Source organism: Candidatus Margulisiibacteriota bacterium, assembly GCA_028715625.1.
Taxonomy (GTDB): Bacteria; Margulisbacteria; Riflemargulisbacteria; order GWF2-35-9; family GWF2-35-9; genus JAQURL01.
This window is the reverse complement of record JAQURL010000064.1, coordinates 1-14,799: the sequence shown is the minus strand read 5'-3', so window position 1 is coordinate 14,799 and position 14,799 is coordinate 1. Positions and strand designations below refer to the sequence as shown.

Sequence of the window (14,799 nt, the reverse complement as noted above, 5' to 3'; positions counted from 1 at the left end):
GGAATCAGCTCGCAGGTGAAAAAGATACAGATAAATAAAATATTAAACCCGACCATTGATCTGGAAGATTTGAGAAGGATCAGAACAGAAGCGTAACTGGTGAAGAGTGAAAAGCGTCATACTGAGCTAGTTTACCCTGAGCTTGTCGAAGGGAAGTATGACCAAGAGACAGTTGAAGAGTGAAAAGCGTCATACTGAGCTAGTTTACCCTGAGCTTGTCGAAGGGAAGTATGACAGTTGAAAGTTGATGGGTGAAACGTGACGAAGGGAAATGAGGGAAGAAGGAAGATTGGAAGTACATAAGTGCATAAGTGACCGGCTCCCTGAGGTTCTCGAAGGGAGCAAAGTGGAGAAATCTTTAATTCATGAGTAGCTGGTACTTTTATGTTAAAGATCCGAATTTCAGAGCCCCGAGCCCTGAGCAGTCCCCGCAAGTGGGACGACCGAGCACTGAGTCTGACCAAGGACGAAAAAGAAACAAGGAAGAGAAATAATTATGGCTGAAGAAGGTAAAAAAACAGATATCAAAGTCGCGGCAGCGATTAAATATGATTCCGAAAAGAATGCCGCGCCAATTCTCGTGGCCAAAGGAAAGGGCAGCATAGCCGAAGAAATAATTCGTCTGGCTGAGGAAAATGAAGTGCCTCTTTATCAGGATTCTTCGCTGGCCAAACTCTTGTCCTCACTGGAACTGGAAACCGAAGTCCCGCCCGAGCTCTATACTTTGGTCGCGGAAGTTCTGGCCTTTGTTTACAAGCTCGAACAAAAGAAGAAGGGTAAAAGCAAATTTGATAATTTAAGATCAAACCCGGGGCCAAAATGAGATTTATAGTCACAATATTGATAATGATGTTCGTTATTGTTTTTGCCGGTGACGGCACTATTGACATTGCCAATAGCGGTATGGATTTTTTGGAAAAGCAAAACGGGATCATCATGGAGAATATGGTCAATTTAAAAACTCCCGGTTACAGGGAAGTAAAAATTACCTCTGTCAGTAATCCCAGAGACAAAACGGTTTTATATTCTTACTCTCATGTCTTTAACCCCGGACCCTTTATAAACAGCGGTAAGAATCTCGATTTCGCCCTCGAAGACAAAGGTTTCTTTATGGTCAGGGATAATCTGGGGAAAATACTGTTTACGCGTGACGGCCGTTTTGAAATTAACGAGAACAGGCAACTGGTTACCGTTTCCGGCAAATTTATTGTTCTGGACATAAACCGGGCCTCCATTTCTATACCCGAATATAAAACAGTAAAAGCCGATAACAAGGGCAATTTGTATGACAGCGACAATAATCAGATAGGGCAATTAGGGGTTTTTGACGTTGATGACTACAAGCTTTTGAAAAGCGTTAATCATGTATTTTTTTATATTGATGATAGTATGTCCGGTGCTGTCCATGATGCCGATAGTTACAATGTCAAACAGGGTTTTTACGAGAATTCTAACGTAGATTATTCCCGGCTTATGATCAAGCTGTCTGATACCAATAAATACAACGCCAACACTCAGCTTATTCAGACCCGCATGAAAATGCTGGATACCGCCATCGAAATAGTTAATAAAAATTAAATTTCAAACTATGGAAAAAGATAAAAAAGACAAAAGAAACAGCGGTGAAATAGGGAGAAGTATGACTGTTGCCTATCAGATAGGATTTACTCTCGTAGGCTCTGTGGCTTTGTTTTATTTTATAGGGAAATGGCTGGATAATTTTTTCCACCTGCATAATATATTTATGATCGGCGGTGTAATTTTCGGCGCGGTGGGTGGCTTTTATGTTGTTTATAAAATTATTATGGACATGGACTCCAAGTGAATTATATCTTTACCTATAAAAATAAAACAGAAAATATCGCGCTTCTGATTTACAGCCTGCTGGCAATTTATTTCACATTTAATAAACCCGAATGGTTGCCCAGCCTGTTGCTCGCGGTATTTGTGGCTTTTATTAATTTCCGTCTGCAGTTGCGTTCTTTGCTTAAATACCGGCAAACAGGAAACAAAGCAATGCTTTTCGATATTTTTTATTTCGTTCGTTTATTTAATCTGGCTGCGGTTATTGTAATATCGTTTTATCTGCGGCCCTGGCTAAACCCCTATATCACTTTTTTGGTATTGTTCACTTTTTCCTGCATTTCTATTTTCGCCAAATTAATAACTCGTTCTGACGTTGAAGATGAGAGTAATTAAAAGTTTTGAATGTCATCCCGACCGACAATTACGGAGACCCGTGCTACGCCGGAGGCTTCCGTCTTCGCTGTGCTTCGCCGAGACAAGTCGCCGGGGCGAGGAGGGTCGGGGAGAGAGGTGGAATTCTGCCTTTACATTCTAAACGTACCGTTGCGTAAGGCTAGCAAAATGGCCCTGTCTGATGAACAGGATGTGCATCCCGCATTCTTTTCTGCGCATAGCGAAAGAGCCGTAGAATTGTCAACGAATGGCGCGTAGGCCCGTCAGGATAGACGGGCTAAGGCAACCGAGACAGGATGTCGAGTTTGCCTGTTAGCGTAATGAGTTGCTACAATTCAAGGCTCTGAAGCACAGCGCAAAAGGCGTTTTTCTCCACTTTTTGCGCCATTCAAAAAGTGGAAATGGTTTTGCGTTTCTTTTATTAAAGAAAACGGAACAAAGCCTCACAACAAGATACATGGAAGGTTGTTTGCCAATTGGTTGGCCCTACACTATAGGTAGAGTTCGGTCTTGTATATTTGCAACACTATTGTAGTAAAATATTACAATTTTTATTGTCCATTGTTTGACAACAATATTTTTCTCATGTATTGTATTAATACAACTTTGTTAAGAAATTGTAAGTTTTATTGTACAGGGGGTTCGACATTTAGGGGGAAGTCGAGGGCAGGTATCAGAGGTCTTCCCCTGATACCTGTTGGGAACTCTTTTCTCATTAAGATTCAGATATGACAAAAAAAGAACTTGAACGATTAGCCATAAATGTCACTGTATCTAATGAAGAATACGAATTTGTCAGGCTCCAGGCTTATTTGAATAAAATGTCCATGTCTGCTTATATTAGGAAAATTGTGGATCAGGAGAGAAAGAAGGTAGGTAAGCAGGGGTTGCAATTTCATTAAATCGGCATATAATAATTATACGCCATCGGGGAAGAAAATATGTCAGATATGTCAATCAATAGTATAGGGGTTATAGGAAATGAACAGGCAGTTGGCAAGGCTGGAAAAGGTTTCGCCACTGAATTTTCCAATATGTTAAAACAAAATATCGAAGAAACCAATAGTCTTTTAAATAAAGCTGATAATTTTGTTCAGGATTATACTGTAAATAAAACCATGGACTTACATGAGGTAATGATTGCTGTGGAGGAAGCCAGTATGGCCCTGAATTACACAATGCAGGTTCGTAACCGTATAATCGAAGGTTACCAAGAACTAATGAGAATTCAAGTCTGATCCATGCAGGAGCTGGGCCCTGACTTAATTAAAGAAATCCTGGATGTTGCTTTATCGGCCGGCGGTCAGTTTTCCGATATTTATCTCGAAGACGAAGAATTGTTTTCCTTTGTGCTGGAAAATAAAAAAGTGAAGATGATCAAGTCAGGTATGGACAAGGGCTTGCATCTTCGTACAGTAAATAAAGATCGTTCCTATAGTGCTTGTTCCGATCAGTTAGGCAAAGATAGTTTGTTGATGCTTGCCCGTAATATAGCTCAATCTGTGCAGAGCGAACAGGAAGCGGTTGCGCAAAAAAGTAAAAAAATAACTCAAGAAAGCGCAGCTTCGTCGATTCACCTGGATGAATATCAGCAGATCATAGACAAATTTTTTCAGACCAATAACAATATTTATTCCATGTCCGACAAAATAATTCAGGTTACCCTCAGCTATTTTCATGCCAAAAAAAATATTGTGATTGCCAATAGTCTCGGAGAACATGCAACAGACAGAAGGATTTATACCCGTTACATGCTTCATATTGTCGCGCAGGATGGTCAGGCCACCCAGACAGCTTATGAAGGTCCTGGTATTACCGGAGGTTCTGATTTGCTCAAACTTTATCCGCCGGAAGAAGTCGTACAGAAAACAGTTAAGCGCGCTTTGACCATGTTATATGCCGAGCAGGCTCCTACTGGCAAAATGCCGGTTGTGCTTATGGGCGAAGCTGGAGGTACAATGATTCATGAAGCCTGCGGACATGCTTTGGAGGCGGACTTTATCTATAAAGATAGTTCTATTTTTAAAAATAACATGGGTAAAAAAGTGGCGTCCGAGATTGTCACGGTTATCGATGATGGCAGTATCCCGGGTTTATACGGAAGTTATGGTATTGATGACGAAGGTGTGAAACCACAAAAAACGATACTTATTAATAAGGGTATTCTGACCAGTTTTTTAACAGACAGAATGTATGGAGGGCTTTTGGGTTTAACTCTGTCAGGAAATGGCAGAAGAGAGTCGTATCACAGTAAGCCAGTGCCAAGAATGAGTAATACTTTTATAGAAAATAGCGACCGCTCCCCATCCGAGATAATCGATTCTGTAAAGAACGGACTGCTGGTAAAAAAAATGGGCGGTGGTCAGGTGAACATTACTAACGGTGATTTTGTTTTCGAGGTTGCCGAAGGGTATCTGATCAAAAATGGTAAAATAGACAAGCCGATTCGTGGCGCAAGCCTTATCGGAAACGGACCGGATGTTTTACACCAGATTGAAATGGTAGGTAACGATAAATATTTTTTGCCTGGTGTTTGCGGAAAATACGACCACGTTCCTGTGGCGGACGCGCAACCCACAATAAAAATAAAAGAGATGACTATCGGGGGACAGTGAATAGGAGATAAGTGGTAGGAGATAAGTGTTAGTTGAAAGGGGATGCCGTCATACTGAGCATGACGAAGTATGAACGGTCAAACTAAGTGTGGGAAATTGGAAGTACATTAGTACATTAGTGCATAAGTGACCGGCTCCCTGAGGTTCTCGAAGGGAGCGAAGTGGAGAAATCTTTTTTAAGGAGAAATCTTTTTTAATAGGAGAGAGTGAAGGACGAAGGAAGTTTTAGATTGAAAGCTTAAGGTTTAAGGGTTTACTTTTTCCCTCCCTTTCTCCGTTTACGGAGAGAGGGCTGGGGAGAGAGGCGGAGTGAGGAATGAAAAGTGAATAGTGAAATAAAAGAGTTTTTTGATTTTACAGAAAAAGAATTAAACAAACATTCTTTTGACAACTGGGACGTATATCTGGTGAGTGAACAGGACCGGCACATCAGTTGCCGCGGCAAACAGGTGGAGGACTTCAAGGAGAATACCGAAACCGGTTGCGCTGTAAGAGTTTTAAAAGATCAAAAAATGAGCCTTGTTTATACCAATGATCTGGAAAAAGACAGTATTTCTAGGGCAGCGGATAAAGCTAAATTTATATTAAACTACATGATGCCTGATGAATTTTTCAAAATAAATGCCGATATTCCTGCCGGTAAATCTGCTGGCGACAAGCTGGACTTGTCGTATTTCGACTTGTCCATATCGGAAAAAATCAAGCGCTTGCTCTATCTCGAAGAAAAGATATTTGCCCAGCATAAGACCATAACCAATATTGAGCATTTGGTCTATGCCGAAAGTTATAATCAATTGTTCTATAAAACAAAATTCAGTTCCATTCTTGAGGACAAGAGCGTACATTTTGGTTATAGCGGGGATGTAATAGCTGAGGACGCGGGTCAGGCGGAAGCTGGTTCATATGCCGATTACAAGAACAAACTCGCTGCTATTGATCTGGACAGACTGGCTTATAATATCGCGCATCAGGCCTATTCCATGTTAAATGCCAAGTCTGTACAAAGCGGCTACTATCCGGTAATTTTCAGAAACGATGCCATGGCCCTGTTTTTATCTACATTCGTGGAGCTATTTTCTGCTGACCGGGTGCAGAATAATAAATCGGTCCTTGCCGGGAAAATGGGGGAGCGTATTGCCGGCGAATCATTATTCATGGTCGATGATGCCACTCTGCCCGACAGTCTGGGCAGCTATCTGTTTGACGGCGAAGGAACACCGGCTGCAAAAAAGACACTTGTGGAAAAGGGCGTTTTGAAAAATTATTTGTATGATCTGAAAACAGCCGCCAAAGAAAAAACCAAGTCTACCGGAAATGCCCTCAGGTCTTCTTATCAGGGATCACCGCAAATTAGCCCCAGTAATTTTATTATCGATAAAGGGCCTTATAGTTATGAGGATTTATGGAAAAAACAGGATAACGAACTGATTATTATCAGCGGTATCATGGGTATGCATACTGCCAATACCATAAACGGTGATTTCAGCGTGGGCGCATCCGGTTACAAGGTGAAAAACGGCGAGATCACCGGTGCTGTGAAACAGTTCACAATTGCGGGGAATTTCTTGCAATTATTACAACGGGTTGTTAAGATTGGCAATGATGAGGATAATTTTCCCTATCATGGCAATATCATTACTCCTTCGCTCTATTTTTCCGATATTTCAATTTCCGGTTTATAAAACAGTTTATCCCCTGGTATGAAATTATTATTAAAAATTATGATCGGAATTATTATTTTAGGACTGATAGTTCTTGTTTTTGTTTTTATCAGTCCGCGTAAAGAACTGCTGCAAACCATTAAGAATTTTAACGCTCTCATGGAAATAAAGGATATTTTTATAAAAGGCTGGGAGGAAAATTCACCCAGATGGGAAGTCCATGCCCGTTCGGCACTGATGAAAAAGCAGGACCAGATTGAACTCTTTGATATTATTGACGGCACAGTTTTCGATAATCATAAAAAAAGTATTATTTATGATATTCAGGCAAAACACGCGGATGTAGTGCTCAGTGAAAAAAATATCAATTTGACCGACGTGACGGCACTTGTAAAGGCAAGCAAATTCGATATAAAACAGAGTATAGGCTTTTTTGCCAGGAGAGTTTCCTATACCGAACGCGATAAAACACTCTATTTATATGATGATATCAGGATCAGGCAGAACAATATTTTAGTCAGTGCTACATACGGACTGCTCAATTGTCAGAACCAGTGGGTAAAATTTTCCAACGGGTTTAATTATCGGGAAAAAGATGTTGCTGTTAACGGTGAGCAGTTATGGGTTGACCTGAATAAAAACGAAATTTCCATGGAAGGCAAATTAAGGATTATCAAAGCAGACAAATTTAAATTAAATTGCGATAACCTGCGTCGTGAAATAACCGATGACGGAGAGATTTATTATCTGGGCGGTAATATAGTCATTCAAAAGGAAGATCAGGTATTGAAAGGCCAGGTCGGACGTTATCTGGAAGCCGAAGAAAAACTGTTCATTGATGACAGGGTAGAGCTCATAATCAGCACTGATAATACTGCAACGGTTAAGAAAAACGAACAGAAAAAAGTATTAAAGGCCGACCATATAGCGCTGGACTTTAAAAATAAGGTTATAGAGTACAGTGGCCCGATTCGTTATACCCAGGCTGATCTGGAGATAGTAGCCGCAAACGGTATTCAGGACCTTCGCAATAACTGGATTACGCTTTACGGAAATGTGCGTCTTACCCAGAATAAAAGACACCTGCAATGTGAAACCGTTAAACTTTATTTTAATACCGGAGAGGTCGAGGCAACCGGGAAAATATTTACAAAAATAACAATTTAACGTTAAAAGATTTCCATGCTAAAATGATAACGGCTCCGTCAAAACGAAGCTAACGAACATCAAATTTTCTGTGCAGAGGAGAAGATCATCATGGCAGATACCTATAAAATCAAAGAATTGGCCGAAAAATATAATATAACCACACGGACTATTCGTTTTTGGGAAGAAAAGGGCCTTCTCGACCCTGTTTTCAGGACATCTGGCAATAGAAGAGTTTATGGCAAAGATTCGCTTAAGGTCATTGAGTGTATCCTGGAATATAAAAACAGAGGCCTGTCGCTGGATGAAATCAAGTCCCTGGTGTTATGTAACAAACAGAAATTATCCAAAAAAGAAAAATTACCGGTCCGCATTCTTCTGGACAGCACTTCTTCCATAAGTGAAGAACTTGTTAAAAAATATAATATTGATGTTATACCTTTGTATGTCAACATCAACAAAAAACAATTTATGGACGGTTTCAATCTTAAAGAAGATGATTTTTATAAAAAAATAGAAGGCAACAAAAAAGATATTATCTTAACTACATCTCCTGCCACAGTCGAAGACTTCTTCAGTCATTATTCCAGACTTGTGCAGGAAGGCGCCAAGGTTATTTATTCGCTTCATATTTCTGAAGTATTCAGCAAGACGGTGGAAAATGCCCGTAAAGCCGCTGAAAAATTTTCAGGTGTAAAAATTAAGATATTCGATTCCAAAACATCAGGACAGGCCCTGACCATGATGGCACTTGCGCTGATTGAAAAGGTTAATGCCGGCTGGTCGGAAGACAAGCTTGATACATATCTGGAAACGCTGATTAAAAATAACTGGCTGGTAGTTACTATAACATCTCTGAAAACTCTAAATACACTTGGGCTTCTAAATATTAATATAGAGACCGCTTTCGGTTCGATAATAAGTGAACTTCTCAATTTCAGGCCGGTTTTACTCCTGGAAAAAGGTGAGGGTGTATTCAAAATTTTATCTCGTGTGGAAACCTTTGAAAATGCCTTGAAAATCATGGAAACTAACTTGAAAAATACAATAAATGGAAGTAAACTTAAATTGAAAATGTTAGGGATTTCCCATTCGCGGCTGGATAATGACGCCAATGTTTTGAAGAAACGTCTGGAAAGTGAATATAAGGTTCCTGTCCTTCTCCAAAAAGGCAGTGTGGTGTTATGTACACATTTAGGTCCGATGTCCATGGGAGTTAATGCATTATTTGAGGAATAATGAATTTTTATAAGAAAACTTTATCTTACCTTTTTTGTATTGTTTGTTTCTCAACCTTTTCGCATGCCCAGATAATTCAGTCTTTAACCGAAAGAAATGATATCAGACATGTCCAACTGCTGAATATGTCTCCTTTGTTTTCAGAAGTAAATAAATCCTCTAACCCGATGAAAGAAACCTTTCTCTTGCAGCAATATGCAGAATATATCAGGTTGTATGAGCGGAATGTTACAGCTAACAAAAACGATAATGAACTTGTTTATGATTATCTGGTGGCAAATTTTTATGAAAAACACTACAAAGTTTTAAAAGAAATTCTTCAACAAATCAATTTTGACATGCTGAAAGATGATCAAAAAGATAATTATCAGCTTATAGAAGCTGTTTCCATATATATGGACAACGACGAAAAAGGTCTTAATGCCTATTACAATGAAAAGAAAGAGAAGAAGGATCTTTCATCAGACTACCTTAAAGGGATTGCCAAACTGAGGACTTTATTTTTTATCAGGAATAACAAAATTTTAAATTTGAAGGATAAGGAAGGTGCTTATCTTTATGCAGTGGGCTGGAATAATCTTCTAACCAGGAACTATAAAGAAGCGGATACATATTTTAAAAGCGCGGGGCTTGCCGATAATAACCCGCTCATAATCTATACAAGGGCAATGAAGGCTATGGAAGAAAAACAATATTCTCAGGCCAGAGCGTTATTTCAGGCTATACCCCCGGGTGAGTTTTTTATAGAGGGACGGTTCCGGACAATAGAAACTTTTATCTATGAATATAATTATGTGGCCGCGCAACAGCTTCTTGGTCAGTTTAGGGAAACCTATCCCAATGATAAAGAATATCTGTCCGGGATTAACTATTATGAAGGAGTAACTAATTTTTACGCCGGGCAATGGAACAAAGCCAGGAGGTTTTTTTCTCAGGTAGCCGGATCAGGTGAAGCTCATTATTACCTTGGAGAGATTGCCTACAGGGATGAGGATTATACTGAAGCCGCCATAAATTATTCTCAGGTAATTGCGGAGGTATCACGGGCATCTTCTTTTTATCCTTCAGCCCTGTATGGTTTGGCCTGGAGCCAGTTTAAGCTGGAAAAATTCGCTGAGGCTAAAGACAGTTTCGATTTGCTTATCAGATACGGCCTGAAAGATGAAGTACTCAAACTCAATTGTTTGATCAAGCTGGCAGACTGCAACTATAATCTGCATTATTATAATGAAGCCTTAAAAGGTTACAGTTCGTTAATGAATTCATTAGAGCCTAAAAAACAACAACAAAAACTTTTGTACAAACTTGTGCTGCGCAGCCTGATCCAGGTCTACAGCAAATTAAGACAATTTGACAAGGCTAATGAATATTTAAACCAGTATCTGGACTTGGCCGAGAATAATGTAGAAAAAATTATGTTAAAGAAGGTTCTGGCTGATAACTATATAAAAATGGAAATGACCAATGAAGCCATAGCCATTTATGAAGAAATAATAAAAAGTTACCCTGGTATGGACGAAGATATTTATATTAATCTGGCTGACGCTTATTTTAATCTGAAGAATTATGACAAGTCTTTTGAGTATTATAATATGTATGTGCGGACTTACCCCAAAGGTAGCAGAAGGCTTGATGCCAGGTATGGCAGCGTGCAGAGTTTATTCATGCAGAAAAAATATGATATGGCTCTGGCTGCTGCCAAGGAAGTAGATGAGGAATTTCAACTGCAACTTTATGATGAATTGAAAGAAAAAATCAAATTTGCCAAGGAGCAGAAAGAAGAATGAGAATTAGAATTTTTTTTCTGATATTAGTTTTAATATCCTTCTCCATACTAAGAGCTGATGAAGAGAAATTTGTTTTACCGGATGTTTTTGTTACTGCCAAAGATTCCAATAAACTGGATATGGACTTGAGGCTTACCACCAATCCCCGGATTGAATGGCAGAACAAACCATATATGAAAAATATGGCGGGTTTGCAGGACAGAGGGTACAAGCTGGGCCTGGACAATCTGCTGAATCGTGAGACTACTGGTAATATTTATAATGAAATCAAAGTTGGTTTCGGGTTGCCGTCTTATCTGATGTTCGGTATAAAACATGCTTATACCTGGGATAATTATCCTTATTATGTTTCACTGGATAAAACCGCTGGGGAAAAACTCTATGTCGCGGATGCCAAAAGTTCTTCCATGCTTTTTGCCGCGCTGGGCGTAGATGACAACATTTATAATTTAAAATGGTACGAAAATAATTTGCGGGATGCGGGCTTGAGTTCACTGCAATTCGGCCTGAAAACTTTCTGGAATATCCCCATAACCTATTATGGTAAAATGTTTAACGCCAATGCCTATGCAGGTAATCCTGCAGTCTCCTATTTCTATAATTCCGGTATTTTTGACGTGGGTCAGATTGAATTTTTGAATGAAAAATATCCTTCGATTATCAGAGCTACTTTGCTGAATTCCAAAAATAATAATTATATTGATTTAAGGCTGAATACTGCCAGGGAATACAGTTTTTTTGATACTCCTCAGAATATGCGGATGGGTTTGAACATATGGTCAAACACCGGAATTAGCGGATTTAGTTTTTTAGTTGATGACAGCTGGGAAGTGCAGTTAACCAGGGACGTTGCTCTCAGCGGCGAGATTGAGTTGAATAGTTTACTGCCGGATATGGACCAGGTTTTTCAGTTTGATTATGCCGAGATAAATGATTCTGTTCTGGAACCGGACCAGAGAATGGGCATGTCGGTAACTTTAAATAATTACTGGGGTTTGAAGGAGAATATGTTTTTCAATCTATACAGTTACGGCACACTGAAAGTGTGGGACGATCTTGATGCGGATGGCTACTACGCGCAGGAAAAGATAAGAAATGTCCAGGTCTTTAAAGCCGGCAGTTTGTTCCAGGATTTAAAGATAGGTGAAGAAAAGATAGATGTTCTGCTGCAGGTGCCGTTTTATAGTCAGGATTTGCCCAACCAATTTGATAAATTTGCTGAAATTAATTATAAAAAGGATATCTGGAACGGACAGATATCTGTCGCCGGCGCTTATTATTTGAGAGAATTAGGCAGAAGTCCGGGAGTATTTAAAAACAGTTATTTTGATGTATCCTGCGCCTATGATTCCCAGTTAAGCAAAGACTTTTGGTGGGGACTCAGTATCGGACATTTATTTTCAGGTGGGGCCGAGAACCTCTCTGGGCATCCGTTATCCGATCCGTTTGTATACATCAGGTTCAGAATGATACTTTAATATTAAACCTTACTCATTTCTGTTAATGGGTAAAATAAAAGGGAGGATTTATGAACAACTTATTCTCGGGAATATACAACGTTTACGACTTTTTATTTGTTAAAGGGGGTCCGGTTGATTATCTGATTTTCCTTTGTTCCCTGATCGGGGTAACTATTTTTATCGAAAGATTGATTTTTTTAAGAAATTCCAGAAACAAATCCAAAGATTTTCTGCCGGCGATGAAAGAACTGTATACTACTGAAGGAGTAAAATCAGCATATCGCTATTGTAATTTGAACCCTTCAATTATTTCCAATATTTTTAAGGTGGGCTTGCGCAATGCCGATAAAGCCAGTTCCGAATTAAGGGCTATTATTGAAAGCGCTGGCAATCTGGAAATCCGCAAGCTGGAAAAAAATCTGGTAGCACTGGCCACATTGGGTGGCATTTCTCCCTTGTTAGGATTTTTGGGAACTGTATCAGGTATGATAAAAGTTTTTATGGTAATAGAGGCGCAGGGTGGCAGCGTAAACGCTTCTGTGCTGGCCGGTGGTATATGGGAAGCCATGATTACTACAGCATTCGGTTTATGCGTGGCAATTCCGTTAAACCTGTTTTACAACTATTTACTAGGAAAAGTAGAACAGCATATTTTTGAAATAGAAGAGAGCTCCATAGAACTTCTGGATATCCTGACCAAGAGAGAAAGCAATGAAATTTAAAAGCAGACGTACTTATTTTAGCAGGCTGGAAAGCGTTGCCATGACTGATATCGTTTTCCTTTTACTTATTTTTTTTCTTTTGTCTTCGTCATTTGTTCCACAGACCGGGATCAAGGTTGACTTGCCTGGAGCCAGAAAGACCAGTGTAAATGAAGTAAAGCATAATCTGAGCATAGCCATTAATGAGGAAGGGAAAATATATTTAAACGAAAATCTGACTGATAAAGATCTTTTGCAGGCTGAATTGAAAAAAATGCTGGAGAATAGCAGCGACAAAGTTGTTATTTTCAGGCCGGACAAAAATATTAAGGTGGAAAAACTTGTCGAGATTATGGATATTGCCAGTGCTGCTGGCGCGGAACGTTTGGTAATCGCGACAAAAATTAAAGAATAACAGATGAAAAATAAATATTTTTTTGCTTTTATTATTTCACTTCTTATTCATATTGCTTTTTTTATAGTTTTATCTGTTTTACAATTAAATTTTAATCCTGTAAAACAAAAAGAAGTCTTCAGGGAAGTATCTTTTGTCTATGAGAGGGAATTCCCTCAGTCCCCTAATTCCAATAAAACCATACTGGCTCAAAAGCAGCAGGAAACAAAAAAAGAAAAAGCTACTATCAAACAAAAAAAATCAACCGTTGCCGCCAAAGACAAGAAACCGCAGGAAAAAGTAGAAAAGATCAAACTTCCCGAGGTTAAGGAAAGTCCCAAACAGGAAGAGCAAAAAACAGCCATGCTCAAAGAAGACGCCAAGCAGAATAATAACAAATTTGTTACCGAACCGCTTAGCAATGAACCGGAAAATGAAAACAGAAAATATGACAAGGACATACCCGGGGGCACTACAGGCAATCAGCTAGCGGATATCAGACCCTCTGGCAATATCGTTTTATTCGGACAAATTGTAAATAGAAGTATAATATATTCTGAAATACCTCAGTATCCGGAATGGGCAAAACGCAAGGGCATAGAAGGTGATGTCCGCATGAAGTTCTGGGTCACCTCCGACGGTAAAGTTTTTAATGTGTCCATTATTAAAAAATCACCGGACTTGAGGCTGGATCTGCTGGCCAAAAATACAATCATCAAATGGAAGTTTTCTCCTCTGGACAAGAATGTGTCTCAACAAAACCAGTGGGGTGAGATTTTGGTAAAGTTTGTCTTGTATTAATAATTTCCGTCGAAGTCATTGCGAGCGAAGCGTGGAAATCTTCATTCCTGGATACTAAGTTTGCCTTTAATTTATTTCGTTGGCAGGATAATTGTGAATTTTGTGCCTATATTTTTCTGGCTTTCCACCATTATTTCTCCGTTATGCAAATGAACCAGTTCCTTGCAGATGGTTAGCCCCAGGCCTGTACCTTTTGATTTACGGGTAAAAAACGGCTCGAAAATTCTACCCAGATCTTCACTGGGTATACCCGGGCCGTTGTCCGCGATAGTAATGGCCACTTTTTTATTTGAAAGCAATACAGCCTTTATGTTAATTTCGCCTGTATTTCCCACAATTGCCTGAGAAGAATTATTCAATATATTAATAAAGACTTCAGCTATTTGCACAGGATCAATATTGATGATCAGATTTTTAATTTCTTTTAAATCTGTTTTTATTTTTAAGGGCTCGTCAACATGGCGTTTTACGATATTTTCAATACATTCCCGAATGAGTAAACTCAAATCTGTTTTTTCAAAATTCGGAGTTTTTATCCGGGCATAGTTAAGCAGGTTATTAATAATCTGGTCACTTTCCAATACTTTTTTGTCTATATTATCAAAATGTTTTATCAGATCCTGGTTTGTGTTTTTTCGGCGCAGATTATAGTTGGCTGTACGAATGACGCCAAGCGGATTTCGCAATTCATGAGCTACAGTCGCCGATAGAGTGCCAATATCAGAAAGACGTTGTGCTCTTTCCAGTTCCATCTGGACTCTGGTCAGTTCCTCAGACCTTTCCTTAACCTGTTTTT

General features: G+C 39.3%; 16 protein-coding genes. 15 read left to right on the top strand and 1 reads right to left on the bottom strand.

Annotation, left to right across the window (positions count from 1 at the left end; genetic code table 11):
- Positions 1–496: 496 nt before the first annotated feature.
- From PHV30_09680 to PHV30_09610, 15 genes are all read left to right on the top strand, one after another.
- The gene (locus PHV30_09680; protein MDD5457285.1) at positions 497–823 is read left to right on the top strand and encodes an EscU/YscU/HrcU family type III secretion system export apparatus switch protein; all 327 of its coding nucleotides are present in this window, start codon (positions 497–499) and stop codon (positions 821–823) included.
- The gene (locus PHV30_09675; GenBank protein ID MDD5457284.1) at positions 820–1,578 is read left to right on the top strand and encodes a flagellar basal body rod C-terminal domain-containing protein; all 759 of its coding nucleotides are present in this window, start codon (positions 820–822) and stop codon (positions 1,576–1,578) included. The genes PHV30_09680 and PHV30_09675 overlap by 4 nt, the downstream gene beginning before the upstream one ends.
- Before the next feature lie 10 nt (positions 1,579–1,588).
- Positions 1,589–1,825, top strand: a complete 237-nt coding sequence (locus tag PHV30_09670; GenBank protein MDD5457283.1) for an AtpZ/AtpI family protein — start codon at positions 1,589–1,591, stop codon at positions 1,823–1,825.
- Entirely contained in the window at positions 1,822–2,199 is a 378-nt protein-coding gene (locus PHV30_09665) for an ATP synthase subunit I (protein MDD5457282.1), read from the top strand. The genes PHV30_09670 and PHV30_09665 overlap by 4 nt, the downstream gene beginning before the upstream one ends.
- Positions 2,200–2,927: 728 nt before the next feature.
- Positions 2,928–3,101: a hypothetical protein gene (locus PHV30_09660; GenBank protein MDD5457281.1), complete on the top strand. Its 174-nt coding sequence runs from the start codon at positions 2,928–2,930 to the stop codon at positions 3,099–3,101.
- Positions 3,102–3,140: 39 nt separating this feature from the next.
- Positions 3,141–3,437, top strand: coding sequence for a flagellar hook-basal body complex protein FliE (fliE, locus tag PHV30_09655; GenBank protein MDD5457280.1), 297 nt, complete (start codon positions 3,141–3,143; stop codon positions 3,435–3,437).
- Between the two features lie 3 nt (positions 3,438–3,440).
- A complete protein-coding gene (locus PHV30_09650; protein MDD5457279.1) occupies positions 3,441–4,814 on the top strand; it encodes a TldD/PmbA family protein in 1,374 nt (457 codons plus the stop codon).
- Positions 4,815–5,137: 323 nt separating this feature from the next.
- Positions 5,138–6,496 carry a TldD/PmbA family protein gene (locus PHV30_09645; protein MDD5457278.1) on the top strand — a complete coding sequence of 453 codons (1,359 nt, stop codon included), beginning with the start codon at positions 5,138–5,140 and terminating at the stop codon, positions 6,494–6,496.
- Positions 6,497–6,514: 18 nt separating this feature from the next.
- Positions 6,515–7,642: a hypothetical protein gene (locus PHV30_09640; GenBank protein MDD5457277.1), complete on the top strand. Its 1,128-nt coding sequence runs from the start codon at positions 6,515–6,517 to the stop codon at positions 7,640–7,642.
- 90 nt (positions 7,643–7,732) lie between these two features.
- Positions 7,733–8,860 (top strand): DegV family protein, encoded by a 1,128-nt coding sequence (locus PHV30_09635; GenBank protein ID MDD5457276.1) that lies wholly within the window; start codon positions 7,733–7,735, stop codon positions 8,858–8,860.
- Positions 8,860–10,647 carry a tetratricopeptide repeat protein gene (locus PHV30_09630; protein MDD5457275.1) on the top strand — a complete coding sequence of 596 codons (1,788 nt, stop codon included), beginning with the start codon at positions 8,860–8,862 and terminating at the stop codon, positions 10,645–10,647. Before PHV30_09635 ends, PHV30_09630 begins: the two co-directional genes overlap by 1 nt.
- Entirely contained in the window at positions 10,644–12,125 is a 1,482-nt protein-coding gene (locus PHV30_09625; protein MDD5457274.1) for a hypothetical protein, read from the top strand. Before PHV30_09630 ends, PHV30_09625 begins: the two co-directional genes overlap by 4 nt.
- Positions 12,126–12,175: 50 nt before the next feature.
- A complete protein-coding gene (locus tag PHV30_09620; GenBank protein ID MDD5457273.1) occupies positions 12,176–12,829 on the top strand; it encodes a MotA/TolQ/ExbB proton channel family protein in 654 nt (217 codons plus the stop codon).
- Positions 12,819–13,223, top strand: coding sequence for a biopolymer transporter ExbD (locus tag PHV30_09615; GenBank protein MDD5457272.1), 405 nt, complete (start codon positions 12,819–12,821; stop codon positions 13,221–13,223). Before PHV30_09620 ends, PHV30_09615 begins: the two co-directional genes overlap by 11 nt.
- 3 nt (positions 13,224–13,226) lie before the next feature.
- A complete protein-coding gene (locus PHV30_09610) occupies positions 13,227–14,003 on the top strand; it encodes an energy transducer TonB (GenBank protein ID MDD5457271.1) in 777 nt (258 codons plus the stop codon).
- A gap of 71 nt (positions 14,004–14,074) precedes the next feature.
- On the opposite strand, the gene PHV30_09605 is transcribed toward PHV30_09610, so the two are convergent.
- Positions 14,075–14,799 (bottom strand): ATP-binding protein (locus PHV30_09605; GenBank protein MDD5457270.1); only part of this gene is annotated, 725 nt, incomplete at its 5' end.

Bases quoted from the DNA above. Each gene is read 5' to 3' on its own strand.
- PHV30_09625 (MDD5457274.1), top strand. From the start codon at position 10,644: ATGAGAATTAGAATTTTTTTTCTGATATTAGTTTTAATATCCTTCTCC.
- PHV30_09620 (MDD5457273.1), top strand. From the start codon at position 12,176: ATGAACAACTTATTCTCGGGAATATACAACGTTTACGACTTTTTATTT.
- PHV30_09680 (MDD5457285.1), top strand. From the start codon at position 497: ATGGCTGAAGAAGGTAAAAAAACAGATATCAAAGTCGCGGCAGCGATT.
- PHV30_09670 (MDD5457283.1), top strand. From the start codon at position 1,589: ATGGAAAAAGATAAAAAAGACAAAAGAAACAGCGGTGAAATAGGGAGA.
- PHV30_09675 (MDD5457284.1), top strand. From the start codon at position 820: ATGAGATTTATAGTCACAATATTGATAATGATGTTCGTTATTGTTTTT.
- PHV30_09610 (MDD5457271.1), top strand. From the start codon at position 13,227: ATGAAAAATAAATATTTTTTTGCTTTTATTATTTCACTTCTTATTCAT.
- PHV30_09635 (MDD5457276.1), top strand. From the start codon at position 7,733: ATGGCAGATACCTATAAAATCAAAGAATTGGCCGAAAAATATAATATA.
- fliE (MDD5457280.1), top strand. From the start codon at position 3,141: ATGTCAGATATGTCAATCAATAGTATAGGGGTTATAGGAAATGAACAG.
- PHV30_09660 (MDD5457281.1), top strand. From the start codon at position 2,928: ATGACAAAAAAAGAACTTGAACGATTAGCCATAAATGTCACTGTATCT.
- PHV30_09615 (MDD5457272.1), top strand. From the start codon at position 12,819: ATGAAATTTAAAAGCAGACGTACTTATTTTAGCAGGCTGGAAAGCGTT.
- PHV30_09650 (MDD5457279.1), top strand. From the start codon at position 3,441: ATGCAGGAGCTGGGCCCTGACTTAATTAAAGAAATCCTGGATGTTGCT.
- PHV30_09640 (MDD5457277.1), top strand. From the start codon at position 6,515: ATGAAATTATTATTAAAAATTATGATCGGAATTATTATTTTAGGACTG.
- PHV30_09630 (MDD5457275.1), top strand. From the start codon at position 8,860: ATGAATTTTTATAAGAAAACTTTATCTTACCTTTTTTGTATTGTTTGT.